Origin of the sequence: Catenuloplanes japonicus (genome assembly GCF_000717135.1) — a bacterium.
GTDB classification, from domain to species: Bacteria; Actinomycetota; Actinomycetes; order Mycobacteriales; family Micromonosporaceae; genus Catenuloplanes; species Catenuloplanes japonicus.
In genome coordinates this window covers 1-24,517 of the sequence record NZ_JNXY01000001.1, presented here as the reverse complement: position 1 = coordinate 24,517, position 24,517 = coordinate 1, and the positions used below count along the sequence as shown (strand labels likewise).

General features: G+C 72.6%; 18 protein-coding genes and 2 pseudogenes. 12 read left to right on the top strand and 8 right to left on the bottom strand.

Annotated elements, in window-relative coordinates; translation table 11 throughout:
- The first annotated feature begins 7 nt into the window (after positions 1-7).
- The 7 genes from OP04_RS56350 to OP04_RS00070 all read left to right on the top strand — a co-directional run bounded on the left by OP04_RS56350 (position 8) and on the right by OP04_RS00070 (position 8,685).
- Positions 8-961 carry a GNAT family N-acetyltransferase gene (locus OP04_RS56350; RefSeq protein ID WP_033337370.1) on the top strand — a complete coding sequence of 318 codons (954 nt, stop codon included), beginning with the start codon at positions 8-10 and terminating at the stop codon, positions 959-961.
- Between the two features lie 10 nt (positions 962-971).
- Complete coding sequence (locus tag OP04_RS56345; protein ID WP_035085777.1) at positions 972-2,798, top strand: glycosyltransferase family 39 protein; 1,827 nt, start codon at positions 972-974, stop codon at positions 2,796-2,798.
- 535 nt (positions 2,799-3,333) lie between these two features.
- Positions 3,334-4,758 carry a family 2B encapsulin nanocompartment shell protein gene (locus tag OP04_RS00090; protein ID WP_332309653.1) on the top strand — a complete coding sequence of 475 codons (1,425 nt, stop codon included), beginning with the start codon at positions 3,334-3,336 and terminating at the stop codon, positions 4,756-4,758.
- Complete coding sequence (locus OP04_RS00085) at positions 4,758-6,173, top strand: family 2B encapsulin nanocompartment shell protein (protein WP_033337369.1); 1,416 nt, start codon at positions 4,758-4,760, stop codon at positions 6,171-6,173. Before OP04_RS00090 ends, OP04_RS00085 begins: the two co-directional genes overlap by 1 nt.
- Positions 6,170-7,213: a family 2 encapsulin nanocompartment cargo protein polyprenyl transferase gene (locus OP04_RS00080; protein WP_033337368.1), complete on the top strand. Its 1,044-nt coding sequence runs from the start codon at positions 6,170-6,172 to the stop codon at positions 7,211-7,213. Before OP04_RS00085 ends, OP04_RS00080 begins: the two co-directional genes overlap by 4 nt.
- Before the next feature lie 51 nt (positions 7,214-7,264).
- Positions 7,265-7,903: a maleylpyruvate isomerase family mycothiol-dependent enzyme gene (locus OP04_RS00075; protein ID WP_033337367.1), complete on the top strand. Its 639-nt coding sequence runs from the start codon at positions 7,265-7,267 to the stop codon at positions 7,901-7,903.
- A gap of 95 nt (positions 7,904-7,998) precedes the next feature.
- Complete coding sequence (locus OP04_RS00070; RefSeq protein ID WP_157239054.1) at positions 7,999-8,685, top strand: hypothetical protein; 687 nt, start codon at positions 7,999-8,001, stop codon at positions 8,683-8,685.
- A gap of 185 nt (positions 8,686-8,870) precedes the next feature.
- Here OP04_RS00070 and OP04_RS00065 read toward each other — a convergent pair whose 3' ends face one another.
- Together OP04_RS00065 and OP04_RS00060 are read right to left on the bottom strand one after the other, a co-directional pair.
- Positions 8,871-11,546 (bottom strand): terpene synthase family protein, encoded by a 2,676-nt coding sequence (locus OP04_RS00065; RefSeq protein WP_063746507.1) that lies wholly within the window; start codon positions 11,544-11,546, stop codon positions 8,871-8,873.
- 449 nt (positions 11,547-11,995) lie between these two features.
- The gene (locus OP04_RS00060; RefSeq protein WP_157239052.1) at positions 11,996-12,904 is read right to left on the bottom strand and encodes a hypothetical protein; all 909 of its coding nucleotides are present in this window, start codon (positions 12,902-12,904) and stop codon (positions 11,996-11,998) included.
- A gap of 99 nt (positions 12,905-13,003) precedes the next feature.
- On the opposite strand from OP04_RS00060, the gene OP04_RS00055 reads away from it, so the two are divergent.
- From OP04_RS00055 to OP04_RS00035, 5 genes are all read left to right on the top strand, one after another.
- Positions 13,004-13,663 (top strand): response regulator transcription factor, encoded by a 660-nt coding sequence (locus OP04_RS00055; protein WP_033337364.1) that lies wholly within the window; start codon positions 13,004-13,006, stop codon positions 13,661-13,663.
- On the top strand, positions 13,660-14,739 hold the full coding sequence (locus OP04_RS00050; protein ID WP_033337363.1) for a sensor histidine kinase: 1,080 nt from the start codon (positions 13,660-13,662) through the stop codon (positions 14,737-14,739). The genes OP04_RS00055 and OP04_RS00050 overlap by 4 nt, the downstream gene beginning before the upstream one ends.
- A 121-nt stretch (positions 14,740-14,860) precedes the next feature.
- Entirely contained in the window at positions 14,861-15,802 is a 942-nt protein-coding gene (locus OP04_RS00045) for a hypothetical protein (RefSeq protein ID WP_033337362.1), read from the top strand.
- Between the two features lie 200 nt (positions 15,803-16,002).
- Complete coding sequence (locus OP04_RS52830; protein WP_033337361.1) at positions 16,003-17,130, top strand: hypothetical protein; 1,128 nt, start codon at positions 16,003-16,005, stop codon at positions 17,128-17,130.
- Positions 17,131-17,227: 97 nt separating this feature from the next.
- Complete coding sequence (locus OP04_RS00035) at positions 17,228-17,413, top strand: hypothetical protein (RefSeq protein WP_033337360.1); 186 nt, start codon at positions 17,228-17,230, stop codon at positions 17,411-17,413.
- A 98-nt stretch (positions 17,414-17,511) separates the two neighbouring features.
- Here the strand turns inward: OP04_RS00035 and OP04_RS48280 are convergent.
- The 6 genes and pseudogenes from OP04_RS48280 to OP04_RS00005 form a co-directional block, all read right to left on the bottom strand.
- Positions 17,512-18,566, bottom strand: a pseudogene (locus tag OP04_RS48280) (lytic polysaccharide monooxygenase).
- A 77-nt stretch (positions 18,567-18,643) separates the two neighbouring features.
- Positions 18,644-20,209, bottom strand: a complete 1,566-nt coding sequence (locus tag OP04_RS00025; RefSeq protein WP_033337359.1) for a Na+/H+ antiporter — start codon at positions 20,207-20,209, stop codon at positions 18,644-18,646.
- Between the two features lie 24 nt (positions 20,210-20,233).
- On the bottom strand, positions 20,234-20,875 hold the full coding sequence (locus OP04_RS00020) for a response regulator (RefSeq protein WP_232323407.1): 642 nt from the start codon (positions 20,873-20,875) through the stop codon (positions 20,234-20,236).
- 409 nt (positions 20,876-21,284) lie between these two features.
- Positions 21,285-23,249, bottom strand: coding sequence for a sensor histidine kinase (locus OP04_RS00015; protein ID WP_085066102.1), 1,965 nt, complete (start codon positions 23,247-23,249; stop codon positions 21,285-21,287).
- A gap of 37 nt (positions 23,250-23,286) precedes the next feature.
- A complete protein-coding gene (locus OP04_RS00010) occupies positions 23,287-23,784 on the bottom strand; it encodes a hypothetical protein (RefSeq protein WP_033337357.1) in 498 nt (165 codons plus the stop codon).
- A gap of 348 nt (positions 23,785-24,132) precedes the next feature.
- Positions 24,133-24,517, bottom strand: a pseudogene (locus OP04_RS00005) (hypothetical protein); the annotation flags it as partial.

The window sequence follows — 24,517 nt, the reverse complement described above, 5'->3', positions numbered from 1 at the left end:
CACGGGCATGAAGGACCTTTCGCCACGGTACGACGTGCGCCGCGCCACCCCGGCGGACGCGGAGGCCGTCCACGCGGTGATCGCGGCCTACCAGCGGGCCGCGATCGGCCGGCTCGACTACACGCTGGAGGACGTGCGCGACGATCTCCGTTCCACGGACGGGAACCTGGCCACGGACGCGTGGCTGGTCGTGGACGCGGCCGGCGGTGACGCGGCCGGCTGGGGCTACGCCTGGCCGGGCGGCGGCGACGGCACCATCGTCGACGTGGACGTGTTCGCCACCGACCCCGCGCTCGCGGACCGGCTCTGGGAGACGGTCCTGGAGCGGGCCGGCGAGATCGGGCGCGAGCGGGGCTGGCCGTCCGTCACCGTGGACGCGGGCGTCTACCGCGAGGACACCGCCTCCGCGGCCCGCCTGGCCGGGTACGGGTTCGAGGTCGGCACCGTCTACCAGAGACTGCGCATCGACCACACCGGCGAGGTGGCGTTCCCGCCCCTGCCGCCGGGCTTCACGGCGCGCAACGGCGCGGAGTCGGAGCAGATCCGGCGGGACGCGCATGCGGTGCGCGAGGCCGCGTTCCACGACCACTACGGGCACGTGCGGCGCGAGTTCGGCGACTGGGCGGCCAACCTGGAGACCGGCAGCGTGCACGACTGGTCGTTCCTGACCGTGCTCTACACGGACGCCGGCGAGCCGGCCGGCCTGGTGCTGCGCTCCACCATGTTCGTGCCGGACGAGAAGTGCGGCTACGTGCGCCTGCTCGGCGTGCATCCCGCGTTTCAGGGCCGCGGGCTGGGACGATGGCTGCTGCGGCACGCGTTCGCGGCGGACGCCCGGGACGGTTACGTGGGCTCGATCCTGCACGTGGACTCGGACCCGCGCCGGCCCGCACTCGGCCTGTACCTCTCCGAGGGCATGCGGGTCGCCGTGATCATCGACGCCTGGCGGCGTGTCATGTAGAGGATCGGGTTTGAGTCAGCACGCCTCCCGTGTCGTCGCCCGCCGCATCTCGGGCCGCCCCCACCGGCTCGCCTCCGTCATCGTCGCCCGCGGCGCCGCCGGTGTCATCGGGCAGCGCGCGTCCGGTGCCATCCGGCGCCGTGCCTCCCGCGCCGACGGGCGCCGCGTGACCGGCCTCGCGAAAAGATGCGTTCCCGGCGTGCTGCCCGGCGTGCTGATGCTGGTCACCGCGTTGATCAGCATCACCGGGCCCGGCTTCAGCTGGGACGAGGTCGCCACCGCGGACATCGCGCGGCGCACGCCGGCCGAGATCTGGGCGCTGATGTGGCACATCGACGCGGTGCTCGGGCCGTACTACCTGGCCATGCATGCCTGGACCGCGCTGGCCGGCGCCTCGGAGACCGCGATGCGGCTCCCGCAGGTGATCGCGATGGCACTCGCGGCCGGGATCACCGGTGAGCTGGGACGACGGCTGTTCACACCGCTCACCGGCCTGACCGCGGGCCTGATCCTGGTGATCATGCCGAACAGCTTCCGATACGCGGCCGAGGCCCGGCCGTACGCGTGCAGCGTGCTCTTCTCCGTGCTCGCGTTGCTGCTGCTCCACGGCACGCTGCGCCGCCCGGCGTGGTGGCGGTGGGCGCTGTACGCACTCTCCGTGCTGCTGCTCGGTCTCACCCACATCGTCGGCGTCTCGGTGCTGGGCGCGCACGCGCTGATCGTCACGCGGCGCGCCCGCCCGCTGCTGCGCCCCTGGGCCGTCTCGGCCGCGCTCGTCCTGATGCTGCTCGTGCCGCTGGCGCTGCTCGGGTCCGGCCAGCAGTCCGGCCAGGTCGCCTGGATCAAGCCACTCTCCCCGGCCGTGCTGCGCCGCACCCCCGCCGACCTGATCGGCTCCGCGGCCGCGGCCTGGCTCCTGATCGGACTGGCGCTGCCGGCCGTCGCCCGGCTCCCGCCGGTGCGCGCCGGACGGCATCCGCTTCCCGGCACCGCGCGGCATCCGCTTCCCGGCACCGTGCGGCCGGCGCCGGCCGGGCTCGGCGCGCTCTGTGTGGTCCCGATGGCGGCACTGGCGGCGTATTCGCTGCTCGTGGGCCCGCTGTGGGTGCCCCGCTATCTGCTCATCGTGCTCCCGCCGCTGGCGCTGCTGGCCGCGGCCGGCATCGTCCGCGGCCCGTTTCCGGCGCGAACCCCGCATCAGCGGGAGCCGGGCTCGCCGACGGCATCTCCGGATCACGGCACGCCGGGAGCCGATGCCTGCCGCCGCACGGCCGGGCCGGGAGCCGATGCCCGCCGCCGCACTGCCGCCCCGAGGGCCGCCGGTCGCGCCGTGCCGTGGGCGCGGGTGCGGGCGTGGGCGCAGGTCTCGGTGGCGCTGGTCGTGCTGGCGGGGGTGGCGTGGCCGGGGCAGCGGGAGCAGCGGGCGGACCTGGCCAAGAAGGGGTCCGACTACCGGGCGCTGACCAGGATGATCCAGGACAGGGACTCGGCCGGTGACGCGATCCTCTACCAGGACGGGAACCGGGCGCTGCGGGCCGGCGTGGACTTCTACTACCGGGGTGATCCGGGCCGGCCGGTCGACGTGCTGCTGCGCCGCACGGCGGGGCAGGTCGCGGCGCTGACCGCGGACGAGTTTCCCGAGGTGGCGGACCGGCTGGATCGCGTGGACCGGGTGTGGCTGGTCGTGGCCTCGACCGGGCCGGAGGATCCGCTGATCCACAAGCCTCGGGTCGCGCCGGTGCTGCGTGCCGAGTTCCGGAGGGCGGGGCTGTTCACGGTGCACGGCGCCACGATCGCGTTCTACCAGCGATCGCCGCGACGCCGCACACCTCGGTGATCAGGGCGTCCCTCATGTTGCTCTAACAACATGAGGGACGCCCTGATCACCGAACGGACGCGGCGCGGGCGGGACGGGCGGCGGGCCCGGTAGGCAGGCGGCGGCACGGCCGCCGGGCCGGGGACCGTTTGACGGCACGACCGCCGCGCCGGGGACCGCTTGACGGCACGACCGCCGCGCTGCCGCCGGACCGCCGGGGCGGTGAACGGGAGCCGGCCGGAGGACGACCGGATGCCACGAATTGTGAAGACGGCCCGGGATTCCCCCGGCTCGTGGCGCGCGTGCCGGCGTACCCCCTTATCAGGTTTTAAAGGGTTTTGAGGTTTTTGGGGTTTCTAGGAACTAACGAAGGTTTTCGGCGTTTCTTCGCGTCCGTTTTGGGGGATCTTGCATATTTTTGTCATCGCGGGACGCCCGGGTGCTGGAAAGGTGCGGCGGGCGCTGTTCCCGTGTCTTCCCTCAGCCGACCATGCCGTGGAAGCGGTGTGGGCTGCGGAGCATTCACATTCGAACCGCATCGATCGGAGTAACGCGCGTGACTCTCCTGGACACGGTAGGGACCCGGCCCGCCGAGAACGGCGACCAGCCGCAGCGCCAGAGCCTGGGGCCGGCGGCGGCACGGAACCTGGCCACCACGACCAAGACCGCGCCCCAGATGCAGGGGATCACCTCGCGGTGGCTGCTGAAGATGCTGCCCTGGGTGCAGGTCTCCGGCGGTGTCTACCGGGTCAACCGGCGGCTGAGCCTGGCGATCGGCGACGGGCGCGTGACGTTCACGACGACCGGCTCGCAGGTCAAGGTGGTGCCGCTGGAGCTGACCGAGCTGCCGCCGCTGCGCGGGTTCACCGACGCGGGCGCGCTGGCCGCGCTGGCGGAACGGTTCCAGCAGCGGGAGTACGCGCCGGGCGAGGTCATCGTGACCGAGGGCCAGACCGCGGACCGGGTCTACCTGATCGCGCACGGCAAGGTGAACAAGATCGGCGCGGGCGAGTACGGCGACCAGACCGTGCTCGGCCTGATGGCGGACGGCGACTACTTCGGCGAGCAGGTGCTGACCGGCACGCCGGGCCGCTGGCAGTACACGGTCAAGACGATCACCTCGTGCACCGTGCTGGAGCTGCCCGCGCAGGCGATGCAGCAGCTCAACGGCCAGGCGGAGCCGCTGCGCGCGCACATCCAGCGCATGTCGCAGAAGGGCGGGCGGCCGCAGAACAAGCACGGTGAGGCCGCGATCGAGCTGGCGTCCGGCCACGACGGCGAGCCCGCGCTGCCGGCCACCTACGTGGACTACGAGGCGTCGCCGCGCGAGTACGAGCTGAGCGTCGCCCAGACCGTGCTGCGCGTGCACAGCCGCGTCGCGGACCTCTACAACGAGCCGATGGACCAGGTCGAGCAGCAACTGCGGCTGACCATCGAGGCGCTGCGCGAGCGCCAGGAGTTCGAGATGGTCAACAACTCGGACTTCGGGCTGCTGCACAACGCGGACCTGAAGCAGCGCATCTACACCCGCTCCGGCCCGCCGACGCCGGACGACATGGACGAGTTGCTGGCACTGGTCTGGAAGGACCCGACGTTCTTCCTGGCGCACCCGCGCACGATCGCGGCGTTCGGCCGGGAGTGCAGCAAGCGGGGCGTCTACCCGTCGTCGGTGGACATCGCCGGGCACCAGGTGCCGGCCTGGCGCGGCATCCCCATCTTCCCGTGCAACAAGATCGGCGTCTCCGAGCGGCGGACCAGCTCGATCATGCTGATGCGCGCGGGCGACGACAAGCAGGGCGTGGTGGGCCTGCACCAGACCGGCATCCCGGACGAGTACCAGCCGGGCCTGAACGTGCGGTTCATGGGCATCTCGGAGCAGGCGATCATCCAGTACCTGGTCAGCGCGTACTACTCCGCGGCCGTGCTGGTGCCGGACGCGCTGGCGGTGCTGGAGAACGTCGAGCTCGGGCGTGAGGACTGATGACGGCGGTTGCTGATCCCGTTGTCGAGGCCCGTCGGTCGCTCGGGCCGGCCGCGGCACGCAACCTCGCCACCACCACGAAGACGCGGCCGCAGAACGCGGCCGACTCGCCGCGGTGGCTGCTGCGGATGCTGCCGTGGGTGCCGGTGGCGGGCGGCGCGTACCGGGTGAACCGGCGCGCCCGCTACCAGGCCGGGGACGGGCGGCTGCGGTTCGTCAACGACGGCACGGCGGTGCGCCTGGTCCCGGGCTCGCTGCGGGAGATCCCGGTGCTGTCCGGTTTTCCGGACCTGGCCGGGCTGGCCCGGCTGGCGGACCGGTTCGTGCAGCGGGAGTACGTCGCGGGCGCGATCATCGCGGAGGCCGGGCAGCCGGTCGACCAGCTGGTGCTGATCGCGCACGGCAAGGCGTCGCGGCTGCAGGCCGGAGAATACGGCGATCCGGTGCGGCTCGGCATGATCGCGGACGGGGACCATGTGGGCGGCGAGGTGCTGACCTCGACGCTGCTGGTGCCGCCGATGACGTACCCGCACACGGTCCGCGCCGAGACCGCCTGCACGGTGCTGACGCTCTCCGCGGACACGCTGAGCGCGCTGGACGGCCCGCTTCGCTCCGATTTAATTGGATATTTGCGGACGTGGGTCGCGGAGATGAAGGCGATTCCGCGCAACAGGTTCGGCGAGACGGACATCGCGCTGACCAGCGGGCACGACGGCGAGCCGCCCATCCCGGGCACGTTCGTCGACTACGAGCTGAAGCCGCGGGAGTACGAGCTGAGCCTCGCGCAGACCGTCCTCCGGGTGCACACGCGCGTCGCCGACCTCTACAACCAGCCGATGGACCAGGCCGAGGAGCAGCTGCGGATCACCATCACCGCACTGCGCGAGCGGCAGGAGGACGAACTGGTCAACAACCACGACTTCGGCCTGCTGCACAACGCGGACCTGACCCAGCGGATCCCGTCGCGTACCGGGCCGCCCACACCGGACGACCTGGACGAACTGATCTCGCGCCGCCGCAGGACCAAGGTCATCCTGGCCCACCCGCGCGCGATCGCGGCGATCGGCCGGGAGATCAGCGCGCGCGGGCTCACACCGCCCACGGTCACGGTCGGCGGCGTGCAGGCACCGTCCTGGCGCGGCGTGCCGATCCTGCCCTGCGACAAGATCCCGGTGACCGGGGCCGGCACCACGTCGATCATCGCGATGCGGCTCGGGGCCGAGGACCAGGGCGTGGTCGGGCTGATCCCGAAGGCGCTCCCGCACGAGACCGAGCCGGGCCTCAACGTCCGGTACATGGGCATCGGCGCGAACGCGATCACGTCGTACCTGGTCAGCAACTACTTCTCGGCCGCGGTGCTGACCCCGGACGCGCTCGGCGTCCTGGAACACGTCGAGATCGGCACCACGTCATGACCACCCTTTCCACGGTACGGGGCTCCGCCGGGCCGACCGGCGCGGCGGAGTCCCCGTCACGCTCCCTTGTGGAGCCGGCGCTCCGGGCCGCGGTCGACGCGCTCCCGGCGTCGGCCGCGCAGCCGAGCGGGTACCACTTCGGCTGGTGGGACCCGGCCGGCGTGCCGGCCCGCGCGTTCGCCGGAAAGGCGCTGCGGCCCGCGTTCGCGCTGGCCTCGGCCGCCGCGGTGGGCGGGGACCGGGCCGCGGCCGTGCCCGCCGCGGTCGCGGTCGAACTGGTGCACAACTTCTCGCTCATGCACGACGACGTGATGGACGGCGACGCCACCCGGCGGCACCGTCCCACGGTCTGGGCCGTCTACGGCATCGACACCGCGATCCTGGCCGGGGACGCGCTGCTCGCCGCCGCGATCGAGGCGCTGGCCGGATCCGGGCACCCGGCGGTGGTTCCGGCCATCCGGCGGCTGTGCGCGGCCGTCCAGGCACTGATCGACGGCCAGGCCGCGGACCTGCGGTTCGAGCAGACCACGTCGGTACGCCTGGAGGAGGCGCTGGCGATGGCCTCCAACAAGACCGGCGCGCTGCTCGGGGCGTCGTGCGCGCTGGGCGCGCTGCTGGGCGGCGCCGGTCCGGAGCGGGCCGCGCACCTGGACCGCTTCGGCGCGCTGGTCGGGCTCGCGTTCCAGCTGGTCGACGACCTGCTCGGCATCTGGGGCGACCCGGAGGTCACCGGCAAGCCGAACCACTCCGACCTGCGCAGCCGGAAGAAGTCGCTGCCGGTGCTGGCCGCGCTCACGTCCGGCACGCCCGCCGGACGCGAGCTGGTCACGCTGTACGAGCGCGAGTCGCCGTTCACCGACTCGGAGCTGGTCCGGGTGGCCGGGCTGGTCGACGAGGCCGGCGGCCGGGCCTGGTGCATCGCGCACCGGGACTCGCTGCTGCACCAGGCGTCCGAGGCACTGGCCGCGGCCGGGCCGGACGCGGACGCGGCGGCGGAACTGACCGGCCTGGCACGGGCGGCGACCCACCGGGATCACTGAACCGTTCCCGCATCGGGGCGGAAATTCACCGGCCCCCGATATCCTCGCTGCATGTCCTCTGCGGAGCAGTTGCTCGACGCTCGTCTGACGGCGCTCGGCGAGCTGTGGGCGGTGTGGGCGGCGCACGGACGCGATCTGGACGCCGCCCGCTGGGCCCGCCCGACCCGGCTCGACGGCTGGGACGTCAAGGCCCTCTTCGCCCACCTCGCCGCGTGGCCGCACGGCTTCGCGCACATGCTGAGCCTGGTCCGGACGGACGAGCCCACGCACGACTCCGCCACCTCGCTGCTGCGCGACCTGAACCGTCCCGGCGGGCTGGCCGCGCTGCAGGCCCCGCGCGTGGCGCAGGGGGCGCGCGAGGCCGCCGGGCAGTACCGCCCGGAGCAGCTCACGGCCGCGTTCGCGACGGTCGGGCCGGACGCGCTGGCCGAGGCGCGACGGCTCGGGCCGGTCGTGGTCGAGTACTTCGGGATCGCGCGGCTGGCGCTCGCGGAGGCGGCCGGGATCGGCGTGGTCGAGTCCACGGTGCACCTGCTGGACCTGCAGCGGGCGCTGGGGCGGGAGCCGTCGGTGCCCGCGTCCGGGCTGGCGCAGACGGCGGAGATCCTGGCCGCGATCCCGCATCCGGTCGCGTTCATCGAGGCCGCCACCGGTCGCGGCACCGGGACGCTGTTCCCGCTCGTGTCCTGAGATCTTCCCGCGTGACCGATCGTGCCGGCAGGTCTGGCGGCGCTGTGTGCCGACCCCGCATCATGGCCTGAACAGGCATACGGGGGTCGATGTTCATGCAGTCAACGTTCGGGCGGGTGCTCGCCACCCGCGCCAGGCAATGGATTCTCGCGGTCACGCTGCTGCTGGGCGTGCTGATCGCGGTGGCGGTGGCGACCGCGCTGCCGGCCGGCGAGCGCACGCTGGCGATCATCGCGTTCCCGACGCACATGATCGTGTCCGTGGTGCTGCCGTTCCTGGGCGTGCTGCTCGGGCGTGACCTGGTCGCTGATCCGTCAGCGCGGGCCGCGCCCGTGCTCGGTTCCGCGGTCGGCGTCGCGGCCGGGGTGGCCGTCCTCACGGACCTGGTGATCGTGGCCGCCCTGGCAGCGACCGGGCCGGAGGTGGCGGGCGCGTGGGACCACGCCGCGCTCGTCCTGCTCGGCGGGCTGCTCGTGCAGCCGGTGGCGAACCTGACCGGCACCGGGCTGGGCGTGCTGATCAGGCCGGCCTGGGTGGCCTGCCTCGCCACGATCGTGATTCCGCTGGGGGTGTGGGCGCTGCTCGGGCTCGCCGGGCCGTTCGCGGTCGTGCGGGAGTGGATCACGCCGTTCCCGGTCGCGGGCACGCTGCTGTCCGGCGAGGTGGGCGCGGTGGACTGGGCGCGCTTTCTGGTGGTGGCGCTGATCTGGGGCGTGGGGCTGAACGCGGTGGCGGTGCGGCAGGCTCGTGCGCGTCGCGTGCCCGCGGGGCGGTCCGGCTAGGCCGTGGCCTGCCTGGCCGGGTTGGCGGCCGCGCGGCCGGATCGGCGGCTTGCCCGGTCTCGCCACCCGGAGCGTCGCCCGCCTGGCCGGAGCATCGACTGTGCCGCCGGCGCCGACGGCTGATCGGCGTGACGACGCCGAACGGGCGCCACATCGGAGTGTGGCGCCCGAAGCGGCGATCGTGCCTAGTGAGAGGCCGGCGTGCGGGCGAACGCGCGCGCCGCGCTGGTACCGAATCCGGACGGTCCGGGCAGCGTCATGGTCAGCGCAGGAGCGGTCGGCGCGGGAACGCCGCCGACCGCGGGAACGACCGAGGGCACGGATCCGACCGCGTCAGTCGACACTCTGGAGGCACCGACGAGAGCGGACGCACCGGACGGTGCGGCCACGCTCGGCGACGGGAGACCGGGCGCGCCGGTCGGCACCGCCGTACCCGGCGACGGCGGACCGGAGGCCCCGCGAGCCGCGGACACCTCGCTCGGCCCGGCTGCAGCCGGCGCAGCCGCCGCACGTGGCCGGAAGCGGGCTGCCGCCGCCCCGGGAGCGCCGGGCAGCCTGCGCCCGCCCACGGACACCGGCACGCCGGCCCCACCCGGCCGACCGGCCACCCCGGAAGACGACGCCATCCCGGCCGGCACCGGCAGATGTGAGCCCGTGACCGGCCGTCCCGGCACACCCACCGGCCCCGGCAGCCGGGACGTCCGCGGTGCGGGCGCCGGAGCCACGTTCCGCGGGGAGTGCGGGAGTTTGCGCAGGTCCGCGTCCTCGTAGCGCTGTGTGCCGCGGTGCCAGGCGAGAATGCCGGACATCCAGTCGCGCAGCTCCTCGACGTACCCGCGGAGCATCTGCACGGCTTCTGGGCTCAGCGCGAAATCGGTGAACAGGACCGGGAGCTCGTCCGCGGCGATGCGTTCGAACTGCTGGAGGCGCGCGGCCATCAGGTCGGCCGCCACCCGCATCGCCTGCTCCGGCGTGATCTCCAGGAAGCGCTGGATGACCAGCACCCCGTTGTTGAGCTCGCCCTCGAACTCGATCTCCTTGCGGTAGGAGAAGACGTCGTTCATCAGGCAGGCGTAGTCGGCGGCGGAGTTGTCCAGGCCGCGCATGGTCCGGGTGCGGTAGATCTCCGGCGGCAGCAGGTTTCCGTGCGCGATCCGGCACAGGCTCATGGTCAGCTCGGAGCCGAACGTGCGGCGCCGCATCTCCACGTAGTCGACCGGGTCCGGCACGCGGTGCTGCAGGTGGTTGCGCAGCTCCCACAGCCAGCTGTCCAGCATGTCCGAGACCGCGCGGTGGAACTGTGCGCGCTGGTCGCCGTTCATCGGGCCGGCCGTGCGCCGCCACAGGTCCGCGAGCCCGGCCTCGATCGGGCACGCGGGCACCGGCATGCGCGTCACGTCGTCCAGCGGCATGAACTGGCCGAGCCGCGCCACGTGCGCCTTCGCGGCGCCGTGGTCGCGGGAGCGGTTGAAGACCAGCGGGAACCAGTCGTCCGCGTAGGTTCCCCAGCTCAGCCACTGCGAGGACAGGTCCAGCTGCTCCGGCGACGACTGCGGCGCGATGTGCGCGGCGCAGAGCGCGAAGTCGAAGCCGCGCAGCAGCTCCTCGTTCCACACCGGCGGGCCGGGCACGCCCACGGCCGGCAGGAAGAAGCCCATGTCCCGCGACCAGGTGACCGTGTTCTCCCGGGCCCGGTTCAGGTGCGGGCTCACCCGGAGCCCGTAGGGCATGTGGAAGTCCGGCATCGGCAGCTCGCCCACCGGCGTGAAGTGCGCGTGCGTGAGCTGCTTGAGCCGGCCGGCCCCGGCCGTGCCCGCGCCCGGCCGGCTGGTGAACCGACGGTTCGCGGACAGGCCGAGCCCGGGGTGCGCGCCCTTGTTCATGTACCGGCTGGACCGCAGGTGCCACTCGTGCCCGCCGGACTGCCAGTCCTGCAGGCCCTTCGCGTACCGGGCCACGGCCAGCGCCTCGGACGGTGACAGCCCGTGCTCGGCCGCGATCAGCGGCACCTCGGTCAGCGCCGTGTTCTCGAACTGCTGCACGCGCGAGGTGAGCAGGTCGTTGACCGCGTCCGCCGCATCCTGCGGGGTGATCCGGAAGAAGCGCTCGAAGACCAGGACGCCGTTGTTGACCTCACCCTCGGTCTCGGTCTCGCGCTGGTAGGAGAAGATGTCGTTGCGCAGGTGCACCGCGTCGGAGAACGTGTCCTTGAGGACGCGCAGCGGCCGGGTGAGCGCGACCCGGGCCGGCAGCTCCGCGGCGACCGCGTGCTCGACCAGGTCCGCGGACCAGGGCGCGCCGCCGACCTTGCGGCGCATCTCGACGTACTCGATCGGGTTCGCCAGCCGCCCGTCGCTGATGTTGGACAGCTCCCAGACGCACTCCACCAGCAGGTGCTCGGTGCTCTCCCGGAAGCGCGCCTGCCAGGCCTCGGACATGGCCGGCACGGTGCGCCGCCACAGGTCCGCGAGGCCGGCCTCGATCGCGTTCGTCGGTGACGGCATGGCGCTCAGGTCGCCGATCGGCATGAACGCGGGGAGCCGGTCGAGGTAGGCCTTGGCGCCGGCCTGGTCGCGGGTCTTCTTGTAGAGCTCCAGGAAGTGGTCGTCGAAGAAGAAGACCCACACGTACCAGTCGGTGATCAGGTCGAGCTCCGGCCCGTCCGAGTCCGGATGGGTGTAGGCGCAGAGCAGCGCGTAGTCGTGGTTGTCGAAGTCGGCCTCGTCCCAGATCCCGGAGCCTTCGATCATGTTCATCTCGCGGGCCCAGGCCTTCGAGTGCACGCGGGCGCCCTCGAGATGCGGATTGAGCCTGGCCGGGTGCGGCACGTAGAACTCGGGGAGGGTGAACGGCTGACTCACGCTGCTTCGGCCTTTCCTGACTTCCTCGCTGACCCTCCCATCCCACCCTTTTGTCCCCTTTTTGGCGTTAAAAGCCAAAAAATTCCCTCTTTAGGGGTACGGCCGGAGCTTCCACGCCGCCCGCGCGAGGGAGACGGGCAGCGCCGTCGGGCCGGCGGTGGCACCGGCTCCGCCGCGCTTACGGCGGAGGGCGCTCACGCACGCCACTCGCGTGAGGAGGACGGGCGGCATCGTCGGGCCGGCGGTGGCACCGGCTCCGCCACACGTGCGGCGGAGGGCGCTCGCGCGCCGACGGGAACGAGCCATGCAGCGACGGCCGAGGTCCGACCGTCGCTGCCGCGTGAGCGGCATGGCCAAAGGGGGTCGCTTCTCCCATCGCCACGGCCGCGAGAGCCGCGGTGCCGGCCTGACGGTGGCAGGGCCGAGGCTCCGCCGGAACGTGCGGAGGCTCAGGACTCCACCGGCTCCTCGGGCGATGTGCGACGCGGCAGGCCGAGCGCGCCCGCGACGATCAGCAGCGGCCCGGCCAGCAGCAGCGCCGCCTGGAGCGTGACCTCGAACCCGGCCCACAGCGGCTCCGGCTCCTGCGGTGGCCTGGTCATCACCGCGACGCTGATCTCGACCCCCGGCTGCAGGAACGCGTCCGGTGGAACCGTCTCCTGCGGGATCGCCGGGGTGAGTGCCTCCGCCGTCTCCAGCAGGCCGGGCAGGCGCAGCGCGACCGCGCCGAATCCGGCCGCCAGCAGCACGCCGGCCACCCCGACCGGGAATCCCCGGCGACGCGCGGCGCGGAGCAGCAGGAGCACCGCGCCCGCGAACCCGGCCGCCAGTGAGAGTGCGAAGCGGACCGGGCCGCCGAACAGCAGTGGCAGCGTGGGCAGCGGGACCACGCGGTGGAACACGGCCGCGACGCCGACCACCGCGAGCATCGCCGGCCCGGCCGTGAGGAATCCGCCGCGCGGGGCCCGGGGCAGCGACAGCGTGCCGAGCAGGAACGCGGCCAGCGCCACCGCCAGCGCGATCGCGGCGATCCGGTACGGCCGTCCGGATTCGGTGAACACCACCCCGGCGTACAGAGCCTCCCGGATCTCGGCGAGGGTCATCGGTTCGCGCGGGGGCCGGTAGACCACGACGACCGCCACCGCGACCGCGAGCAGCCCGCCGCAGAACAGCGCCCGCGCCCGCCCGGACACGCCGCCCGGGTCGCCGGAGGGCGCGGTGATCACGTAGCCGGCCAGCAGTGCCAGCGCCAGCGCGCCCGCCGCGGTCGGGTAGAAGCCGCCCTCGCCGAGCGCGGCGCCGCCGACGCACACGACACAGCACACGGTGAACAACGCGACCGCCCAGCGATACATCACCCGCAGACCCTAGACCCCGACCGGCTCTTTATCTCCGGCTTATCCACCCATCTGCCATCATGCAAGGCGCCGGTTCTCAGGTGACGGGGAGTGACTGCGGTGCGGGTTCTGGTTGCGGACGACGAGCGGCTGCTCGCGGACACCGTGGCGCTCGGTCTGCGCCGCGAGGCGATGGCCGTGGATGTCTGTTACGACGGCGACGGCGCGCACGAGCGGCTGTCCGTGAACCGCTACGACGTGGCCGTGCTGGACCGGGACATGCCCGGCCAGACCGGCGACGACCTGTGCCGGTGGGCCTCGCAGCACCGCCCGGAGACGCGCCTGCTGCTGCTGACCGCGGCCGCCGGCGTCTACGACCGGGTGGCCGGGCTGGGACTGGGCGCGGACGACTACCTGACGAAGCCGTTCGCGTTCGCGGAGCTGGTGGCGCGGGTGCGTGCGCTGGGGAGGCGCACCGCGCCCGCGCTGCCGCCGGTGCTGGAGCAGGACGGCATCGTGGTGGACGTGGCCGCGCGCGCCGCGTCCCGGGACGGGCGGCCGCTGCAGCTGACCACGAAGGAGTTCGGCCTGCTGCACGCGCTGATGCGGGCGCGCGGCCAGACCGTCACCACGGAGGATCTGCTGGAGCAGGTCTGGGACGAGCACACGGACCCGTTCACCAACGTGATCCGGGTGACCGTGATGACGTTGCGGCGCAAACTCGGCGAACCGCCGATCGTGCACACGGTGCCGCGCGCCGGGTACCGTGTGGGCCGGTGAGCGTCCGTACCCGTCTTGCCCTGGTCCTCGCCGGGGTCCTGCTGCTGGCCGCGATCATCGACCAGAACTGGTGGCGGCTGCCGAGCGCGCTCTCCGGCCTGGACCGGACCTGCCTGACCGAGTCGTACTACGACCTCGAGTACCGCGACGTCACCGAGATCTGCGCGCAGGCCCAGCGGTTCCTGCCGCTGGACCGGCTCAGCCCGCTCGCCGGCACGCTGGTGCTGGTCGCGCTGCTGTTCCCGCTGCTGGCCTACTGGGTGCTGCTGCCGGTGCGCGCCATGGTGCCGGTGATCGCGCAGATGGGCCCGCAGAACCTGGGCCACCGGGTCCGGCCGCCGCGCCGCCGCCGGCGTGACGAGGTGGCCCGGCTCGGCCGCGCGATGGACACGATGCTGGACCGGATCGGCTCCGGCTACGACGCGCAGCGCCGGTTCGCCGCGAACGCCTCGCACGAGCTGCGCACGCCGCTGGCGCTGCAGCGCACGCTGATCGAGGTGGGCATGGCGGTGCCGCTCACGCCGGAGCAGTCCACGCTGCTGGCCAGCCAGCTGCTGGCCGCGAACGCGCGCAACGAGCGGCTGATCGAGGGTCTGCTGGTGCTCAGCCAGGCCGATCAGGGGCTGACCGGGCGGCGCCCGCAGCGGCTGGACGCGATCGCGGACGAGGTGGTGACCACGCACGCGGTACCGGCCGCGGAACGGTCGGTCACGCTGGTGCGGTCGCTGCGGCCGCGGACCGTACCCGGTGATGACGTGCTCCTGGAACGTCTGGTCCGGAATCTGGTGCACAACGCGATCCTCTACAACGCGCCCGGCGGCTCCGTGCACGTGGAGGTCGGCGACTCGCCCGCGCTGATCGTCACCAACACCGGCCCGCCGGTCCCGGCCGCGGACGTGGGCCGCCTGTTCGAGCCGTTCACGCGGCTGGCCACGGATCGGATGGACCACAGCGGCGGCAGCGGCCTGGGTCTGGCCATCGCGCGGTCGATCGTGGCCGCGCACGACGGCGTGATCACGGCCGAGCCCGGCCCGGCCGGCGGACTCCGCATTACGGTCATGTTTCCGAAACCCTAGGAATTGCCGCAAAGAATGAACGCTTGAACCTTCCTCGCCCGGTGGCCGTATCTCGCAACGGATGGGTTCTGGACCGACACACCGGCCGGCATCGCGCCCGGACGGGGAGGAGGCGTTTCGCGTGACGAGCAGAACAGTCGCGGCCGCGAGGCCAAGCTGGTCACTGCGGGTCGGTGCCACGATCGCCGGACTGGCCGGTGGCGTCTTCCTGGCGGCCTCGCCCGCCCACGCCGAACCCGGCCAGGTCAGTCTGCGTGTCTCCAGCGACCTGGCCACCGACAACGTGCCGCGTGAGGCCAGGCTGCAGGTCACCCGCACGGACCGTAACTGCGTCCGGGTGAAGACGCTGATGACCGTGCAGATGACCGGCCTGCAGCGCAACGAGATCGAGATCGCGGTCAACGAGAACGGCACCTGGGTGCCGCTCAACACCGTGCAGCTCACCGAGAACGCGGTGTCCAGCGCGCCGGTCGTACCCACGAACGCACAGCTCTGCCAGGAGCAGCGCGTCGAGGTCCGGTACCGGGTGACGTTCACCGGCAACGCGCCGGACGGGCGGGTCGACTTCATCGGCGAGGCGTTCAACAGCGCCAACGCCGACCGGCTCGACCGCACGGTGGAGACCCGGCAGGTGCTGCAGGGCACCGGCAACAACCGCGCGAACGACGACGACGATGACGACGCCGCGCAGAACAATCCCGGCACAGTAGACGAGGACGACACCGGTGGATCCGAGGCCAGCCCCGATGATGAGGAAACTCCCGAAGCCGGCACCGCGGCGGAGGACGACACCGACGCACCGGCCGCCGAGCAGGGAAACCAAGCGGCCGGGGTCGACCTCACCACCGCGGAGGGCCAGACCACGTTCTTCAACGGCCTCGGGCCGCTGATCATCGTGATGGGCATCGGCATGACCGCGATCGGCGGCGTGCTGCTGGTGACGGTCATGCGCCGCTCCCGGATCGATCCCGCGGCCTCGGAGGAGGACGACGACGGTTTCGGCCCGCCGACGCGCGGCCGGGGCCGTCGAGGACCGCTGCTCGCGCCGACGCTGCGACGCTGACGATCTTCAAGAAGCATGCGGGGGTACGGGACGCGCGTCCCGTACCCCCGCATGCTTCTTGTGTTCGTGGATGGTGCGTGACGTGCAGATGAGCCGGAATGGGTGCGACGTTCGGTCGTTGTCCCGGCCCGGCGGCCGATGCCAGAGTGAGGAGCCGGACGGGGGCTCCGGCAGCCGAAAGCTCACGCGGAGGCGCACCGATGGCGGCGAGATCCACTGCCCGGCACATTCCGGCGAGTCTGGTCCGCTTCGCCTGCGGCCGTCCGCTGCTCTATCCCGTGGCCGTGGCCGACCTGCCGGCCCCGCTGCGCGCCACCGCCACGCCCGGCGCACGGTTCGCCGGCGCGGTCTTCCCGCTGGGGCTGCCCCCGGTGCGGCGCGGTGAACGGTACGCCGCGGCCGCGCTCCGCGTCGACCTGCGCCACCCGGACCCGTGCCGCGTCGTCGCGCTCGCGGTGCACGCGGACGCGGGCGAGTTCGGCATCTCCCCGGACGGCGGCTGCTCGACGCCGCTGGCCTGGCGGGCGCTGCGGGCCGCGGCCGGGTTCCTCCGGTCCGGGACACCGGCCGCCACCGTGGACGGCGCCGGGACGTCCCGGTTCGGCTGGCGGTTCACGGACCGGCGGGCCGCGCCGAACCTGCCGCGCGACCTGTCCGGCCACGCGCTGCTGGAGATCGCGCCCGGCGTGTCCACGCTGCTCGGCTTCCTGACCGCGGAGGCGGACCTGTCCGGCCCCGCGCTGCGCCGCGTCTCCGCACCCCGGCCGCTGGCGTTCTCCGTCCCGGTCCCCGACTCCCCCGGCCCGTCCCCCGCCACCCGCCTCTGGCTGGCCGCGGCCCCCGCCGACCCGGCCTCGGACCCGGACGGCGTCGCGGTCGCGGAGGTGCTGGCCGCGGCCGGCGTCGGCGACCGCCGCCCGCTGGGCGCGGGGCGCTTCGCCACGCTGCCGCCGGAGACGGACGTGCCGGGGCTGGTGTCGGTGCTCGCGGCCGCGGTGGCGGCCCGGTCGGCCCGCAGGTCCGTCTCCGACGGTGTGCGGCTGCGGTTCGCGCTGCACCGCACGCTGTGGGAACGGCACGACCGGGAGCCGGCCGTTGATCAGGCGTGTGCCGCGGAGCAGGCGCTGGGCGCGTTGCTGGAGGCCGCGGCGGTCCGGGCCGCACTGTCGGAGCATCAGGATGCCGCGTTTGCGCTGGTGGTGCCGGATGCGTTGTTCCGGGACACGGTGGCGGGCGGGGACGGGCCGCCGGACCCGGCCGCGTTCCGGCGGATCACGGCCGGTGGGCACGCCTGGCTGTATCTGCGGCGGCCGGGACTGCCGGGGTAGATCGGGCGCAAAAAATGATCGGCCGACCGGCTGCGTTCCGGCGGTCCGCGGGCTTGGATGGAGGCAGGGCATGCACCATGACTCCTGAGGAGCTTCGATGGTCGATCACCGGAACAACCGTGAAGAAGCGCTCCGCATCATCGAGGAGGCGTCCGCCAACCCGGCCGGCGACCGGCTGATCGCCGAGGCGCAGGTCCGCGCGCTGCTGGCCATCGCGGACGAGGTCCGCAGCCTCCGCGAGGCGCTCACCGGCGGCGTCCCCGCCACTCCCCCGCCTGCCTGACCGGTCAGTCCGCCGTACCTGACCGGTCAGTCCACGTGGCGTTCGTGTCCGACCGGTCGGTCCGCGGCGGCGCCGACAGGTCACCGCCGGCTGAGCGGTCAGTCCACCGCGGTGTCGCCGGCGGTGGGCCGGCCGGCGGCGCGGCGACGGCGGACGAGCAGCGTGATGCCGGTGGCGGCGAGCAGGGCCAGCAGCACGGCCGCGACCAGCGTGAACATCGGCGGCGTGCCGAGGCTGGACCGCGACGCGACCAGGTTGGCGGGCGCGGCGGACTCGCTCTCCGCCACGGCCGGCGCCTCGCTGGGGGCCGCGCCCGACGCGCTCGGGGACGCCTCGGCCGACGCGGTCTCGCTCGGCGCCGGGTCGCTGGGGACCGGCTTCGGTGCCGCCGACGGGGACGGGGCCGTGAAGATCACGTCGGAGCAGGAGTAGTACGTGTCCGGCCCGGTGTTCTCCCAGATCGTGTAGATCAGGTGGTGTCCGGTCAGGCCGGCCGGCAGCGTCACCTTCATCGCGTAGGAACCGTTGCGGAACGGCGGGTCCGTCACCGCGAAGAACGGTTCCGCCTCAAGGTCGTCCCAGGTCAGCGGCGCGTCGGGGTCGTAGCCGGGGCGGGTCACGAACATCCGGAACTCGCCCGGGTGCGCGATCGTCCCGCGGTAGGCGGCCGTGATCGTCGCGCCCGGCTTCAGCGTGGTCGACGGCCAGTCCGCGCGCGGCAGGTCCAGCCCCGGTAGGCGGGCAGGCCGCCGCTGCACAGCTCCCCGTCCGGGACCACCTGGCGGTCGCGGCCCTTCACGCCCGCGACGCGCAGGTTGTCCCACTGGGCGAACCCGGCCGCGCGGGCCGCGTCGCAGGCCGCGGAGTCGCGCGCGCCGCCACCCTCGGGCCCGCAGGCGGCCGACCGGCTGATCGGGTTCGTTGGCGCGCCGTGCGCGAACGCGGGCGCGGGCGCCGCGACCAGCGCGCTCACCGCGGCGACGATCGCAGCGGCGGCGACCCGCAGCACACGTCGGCGATCACCGGAGGTCGAGAGTTGGCCCAGGATCCGGCGGCCGCCGCCTGGCACCGGGCGATCATCCGGCGTCCGGCGGTCACCCGGCGCCGCGCGTGGCGTCCGGAGATCGCCCGGTGTGCGGTGTCCGGCAGGCATCCGGCGTCCAGCAGGCATGGACCGGCCTTTCCCTCAAGCGTTGTCGGCTGAGGTACGGGCCGGAGCACGTCCAGGGTTCAATCGCCGTCGTTGGAGCCACGGTTTGCCAGGCGCAGCTCCTCGATGTCCAGGCGGAGCTGCAGGCGGCGGAGCACGATGTCGTCGATGCGGCGCTCGTCGCGCAGGCCGACCACGATCATGCGTTTGTACTGGACCATCTCCAGTCGCAGCGCGTCCAGCGCGTCCGACTCGCCGTCGTCGGTGGACTCGATGTGGCGCAGGTGCTGCTCGTACTCGAGGCGCAGCCGTTCCGCGACCAGCGCCGGGATCCGCATCCGTTCCGCGACCTCGGGCAGCGCCTCGATCGCGGCGCGGGTGGCCTCCAGCTCGGCCAGGTGCGTCTCGGCCTCGACCTCGGTGTCCTCCGGCAGCCGCGCCCAGCGCACGATCAGCGGCAGCAGCAGCCCGCCGACCACGATCGTGACCGCGATGACGCCGGACGTCACGAAGATGATCAGTTCGCGGTCCGGGAACGGCTCGCCGGAGCGGAGCGTGACCGGGACCGCGAGCGCGGCCGCCATCGAGACCGCGCCGCGGAACCCGGCCGAGGACGTCACCACCCGGGAGCGGGCCGTGGCGCGGCGTTCACGCTGGCTGGGGCGGCGGTCGAGCGCTCTGATCAGGTACGGCGTGGTGAAGCTCCACAGGAACCGGACGCCGACCACGCCCGCGCTGATCACGCCGACCGCGATCAGCGCCTCGCCCAGCCCGCCCGGCGGCAACTGCCGCACCGAGTCGGTGATCTGCAGCCCGACCAGCACGAACAGCGCGCCGTTGAGCGCGAACGTGGACAGCTGCCAGAACGCGAACGCCTGCTGCCGGGTGTCCGCGCGCATCACCCGCGGCCCGACCCGGCTCAGCACCAGCCCGGCGACCACGACCGCGAGGACGCCGGACGCCTCCACGGCTTCGGCCAGCAGGAACGCGCTGAACGGCGTCAGCAGCGACACCAGGTTCTCGTGCATCGGCCGGTCCAGGCGCGCGCGGATAAGCAGGCCGGCGCCGGCGACGAGCAGGCCGACCAGGACGCCGCCGACGTAGGAGACCGCGAACAGGAAGCCGATGTGCGGGAAGCTCAGCGTCTCCTCGCCGATGGTGAGCGAGACCGCGACGCCGTAGAGCACCAGCGCCGTACCGTCGTTGATCAGGCTTTCCGCTCTGAGAACGGTCATGGTGCGGCGGGGCAGCGCGCGGGCGAGCACGCCGACCGCGGTCGCGTCCGTGGGCGCGAGCGCGGCGCCGAGCACCCAGGCGGGCCCCCAGGCCAGGCCGATCTCGTGCGCGATCCAGGCGACGCCGCCGGCCGTGGCGACGACCAGCACCGTGCTCATCAGCAGCACGACGCGCAGCATGTAGCGGATCTCGCGCAGCGACGTGGTGAGGCTCTCCACGTAGAGCAGCGCGGGCAGGAACAGCAGCAGCATCACGTCCGGCGGGAGGTGCACCTCCTGGAACGCGGGCACCAGGCCGAGCAGCACGCCGGCGCCGAGCAGCAGCACCGGCGGCGCCACCCACACCCGGGCGGCGACCGCGTTGCAGAACAGCACCATGGCGCCGAGCACCACGACGATCTCAAGCGCCATCCGACGTCCCTACGTGTTGATCAGTCAGTGCGCCGGAGGCATACCCACATCGCGGGCCCGTAGCACCGCCTGCGTCCGGTCGGTCACCCCGATCTTCGCGAAGACCGCGGTCAGCTGGTTGCGAATCGTCTTCTCGCTGACGGTCAGGTGACGGGCGATCTCCGCGTTCGCCTCGCCGCTGAGCAGGTGGCCGACGATCTCGCGCTCGCGCGGCGTGAGCCGGTCGAACGGCGCGGGCAGCTCCTTCGCGCGCCCCACGCCGTCGAGCACGCTCGCGGTGACCGACGGTCCGAGGACCACCCCACCGTTCCCGGCGGTACGCAACGCGTCTATCACCACGTCGGGGTCGTCGTCCTTGACCACGAAGCCCGCGGCGCCGGCCCGCAACGCGTTGATCACCACGTCCTGGTCGTCGCTCATGGTCAGCATGACGATCCGGCAGGAGGGCCGGGCGGCGAGGATGCGGCGGGTGGCCTCGATGCCGTCGCCGTCCGGCAGCGCGAAGTCCATGGCGATGACGTCGGCCTGGCCGGCCACCGCCTCACGGACCGCGTCCGCGACCGTGGCCGCCTCCAGCACCTCGGAGACCCAGGACTCGCTCTCCAGCATCGCGCGCAGGCCGCGGCGTACCACCGGGTGGTCATCCACCACGAGGACGCGTTTCATCTGGGCCATTGTGCCGCCGCCTTCAGTACTCCGGGCCGTTGTGCGGCGGGCCCCCACCAACCGCCTCCGACAAGCAGAAGACGATAGTGCGCACCGTAGCCCGGTCGGCACCGCCCCCTCGGCTGACGACCTTCTTACGGCCAAAACATCGTTTTCCCGCTTGATCCCCCGAACCGCACATCTGGCGGCAACCAGCCCTCAGCTGGCCTTTCACTACTTATTGTAATCTTGCGGACACACTAGCCCTCAAGCCCCCGAATCCGTTGTGAGACAAGGGTTTCGGTCGCCCTTTGCCACCCACGGATCCGGCAGGGAGGAGCGCCGGCGACGACCGGTGCCCGCGGGAGCATGCGGAAGGTGACCACGCTGGAAGCGGGAAGATCTAAAGCTTTGGGCTTTTTCGGGGGTTTCAGGCGGAAGCCGCGATGGGGAGGTGGACGCGGACGGCGGCGCCGTGCGGGACCGTGGAGGTGATGGCGCATTCGCCGCCGAGCTCTTCGGCACGCTCGCGCATGGACTGCAGGCCGACGCCCGCGCGGCCGGTGTCCGAGGTGGGCAGGCCGACGCCGTCGTCGATGACCTCGAGGTCGAGCGTGGTGCCGCGGGTGACGGCGACGTGGCAGTGCCGGGCGCGGGCGTGGCGGGCCACGTTGTTGAGCGACTCGGAGACGATCCGGTACGCCGCGACCTCGACCGCGGCGGGCAGCCCGGTCAGGTCGCCGTGGCACTCGAACGTGACCTCCAGGTCCTCGCCGTCGAAGCGCTGGCACTCCGCGCGCAGCGCCTCGCCCAGACCCCGGTCCAGCACCGGCGGCCGCAGCGCGGTGACCAGCGCGCGGACCTCGGCGGTGCAGATCTGCAGGTCGCCGGTGAGTCCGTCGAGGATCTCGGTGACCTTGGACGGACCGGAGAGCTTGCGGGCCGCACGGATCTGCATGGCGATGCCGGTCAGCGCCGGGCCGACGCCGTCGTGCAGGTCGCGGCGCAGGCGGCGGCGTTCCTCCTCGCGCGCCATGACCAGGCGTTCGCGGGACTGGCGGAGATCCTGGATCAGGCGGGTGGCCTCGGCGGCCATCGCCGCGTTGAGCGCGACGTCGGCCAGCAGGCGGCGTTCGCGGGCGGTGAAATGGCTGCCGGGGCTGCGACGGCCGACGAGCAGCCGCCCGACCTCCTTGCCGTGCGTCTGCATGGCGAACGTCTCGAGGTGGCTGCTGCGCTCGCCGTGCTCGGCGACGATCCGCGTGCCGTCCGCGTCGGTGAGCGCGACCGCGACGTAGGGCAGGCGCAGCGATTCCGCGACCGCGCTGGTCAGGCGCGGCAGCACGTCGCCGTACTCCGCGGTGTGCCGGAGAAGATCCAGAAGCACACCGATCACCTTGTACGGATTGGCGCGGTCCCCGTAGAGCAGCTGGTCGACGCTCTGCTGCACGCGCCGGCGCACCGGTTCGAAGCCGACCGCGATCAGCCCGGTGGCGACCAGCGACGCGTTCGTGGAGTTGTCGTCCCCGACCAGCACCGTGCGCAGCGCGGTCACCACGACGACGAACGTGACCAGCACGAGCAGCGTCATGACGAGCCAGACCGTGGTGCGGTTGACGGTGCGGTCGAGGCCGTAGAGCCGGTACCGCAGGATGGCGACGGCCATCGCGATCGGGACCGCGACCGCGATCAGCGGGAACGCGATCGGGAAGCCGAAGCGCGCGTCCAGCCCGATGCCGATCACCATCAGCACCGAGGCCGGGATGAGACAGGCGAGCTGGCGGCGTGTGTCCCCCTCGGCCACACGCCACCGTGCCCACAGCGATCCGACGATCGCGATGCCCAGCGCCAGCGTGATGCCGACGCCGAGCAGTGCCACCAGCAGTGCGGCCCGGCCGAGCGGCGTGTACTCGGGGCTGACCTCGATCAGGAACGCGTACGGCCGGTCGATCGCGACGCCGGCGAGGCCGATGGTGGCGATCAGGACCGAGGCCGCGAGCGCCCAGGCGACCGGGCGCCAGCGGCGGGACGGCAGTTTCCCGTCCGGGAAGAGCAGCAGGGCGAACAGCACCAGGCCGAACGGAGGCCACCACAGCCATTTGCTGAGCCAGACCGTGACCACGGTGCCGTTCCAGGAGCCGGCCAGCACGGAGATCGCGGCGCTGAGCCCGCCGACCGTCATGAGCAGGCCGACCGGGTGTCGCGGCGCACCGGTGAGCACCAGCATGCCGGCGGCGGTGAACGCGACCGCGATGGCCGCGTTCAGGCCGATGAAGTCCAGCATGTACGGGTTGTCGCTGACCAGCTGGCCGATGACGGCAAGCACCGCGATGACGAAGGTGGCCGCGGCTATGGCTCCGCTCGGAGTCCCGAGCCAACCACGGGTCCTGGGCATCGTGACTCCTATGCAGATGGTGTGTGGTGGATTGTTCTTACCAGCTGTGGCAGAGCAGCATGTGCAGCGCGCTGCCCTGGGTCATCATGACCAGGGACCGGACCGCGGGCGGCTCGGTGAGCGCGCCGAAGTTCGGCTCGAGCTCGTCCGCGACCTCGATGAGCGACTTGCCGGCCGTGACGGGCAGCTGGGAGATGGTCGTCTGCGGGTTGAAGCCGGCCTGGGTGAACTCGTCCGCGTGCTCCAGGATCATCGCCTTGGTCTTGTCGATGACCAGCGAGATGCGGTTGTGGACCGCGGCCGGGTCGGCCGGGTCGCCGCTCTCGGTCAGGTCGACCAGCGCCCAGTCACGGCCGAACGCGGGGAGCAGCCGCTTGCCGGCCACGTTGAAGAACTCGATGGTGTTCGTGACGTTCTGCTCATGGCCGACGCCCATGTCGGTCTCGGCGAGCAGGGTCTTCACGTCGCGGTAGACGTGGACCCACTTGTTGTCGGCGGCGACCGCGAAGATCGCGTTCTGGGCCTCGGTGGACATCCGATCTCCTCTATCCAATAGCGAATGTGAAGGCGTCGCTGTGTTCGCGCCCATCCTGCCCACCGCTGTCGACCCGGATCCATGGGGCGGATGTCCCGACCGGGTAGGAGGTTCTGTCAGCCGGACACGCCGCTCGGGCAGCGAAAACGACCGAAGCTCCCGGGACGCCGGGACACGAGCCCGCATCGGGCGGGACATCGCGGGGGCCATTGTCTTCTTCAGGACAGCGGCGCGGGTGGGGCGCCGGCCGGGACCACACACAGATCGGATGCCGACGATGTACGCGACGAGCCTGCACCGGACGACGTGCTCGTACCTCGACCGCGGCGGATATGCGACAGATCTCCGCTACCTCGGGCCGGGCTGATCAGGGCCCTCCGCTGAACTGGCTTTCCTAATGGGGGGTGCGCGAAGGCCCCCACCCTCGGGGGGAGGGTGGGGGCCTTCGTCGGGGTGTTGCGGCTCGATGTCGCGCTGGATCGTCCGGCGCAACGGCCGCGCACCCAGCACCGGGTCGAAGCCCTTCTTCGCCAGGTACTTCTTCGCGTTGTCGGTCAGCTCCAGACCCATGTCCTTGTTCTTGAGCTGGCCCTCGATCCGGGACACGAAGATGTCCACGATCGAGAGGATCTCCTCCTGCTGGAGCTGGTGGAAGACGATGGTGTCGTCGATGCGGTTCAGGAACTCCGGGCGGAAGTGCTGCTTCAGCTCGTCGTTGACCTTCTGCTTCATC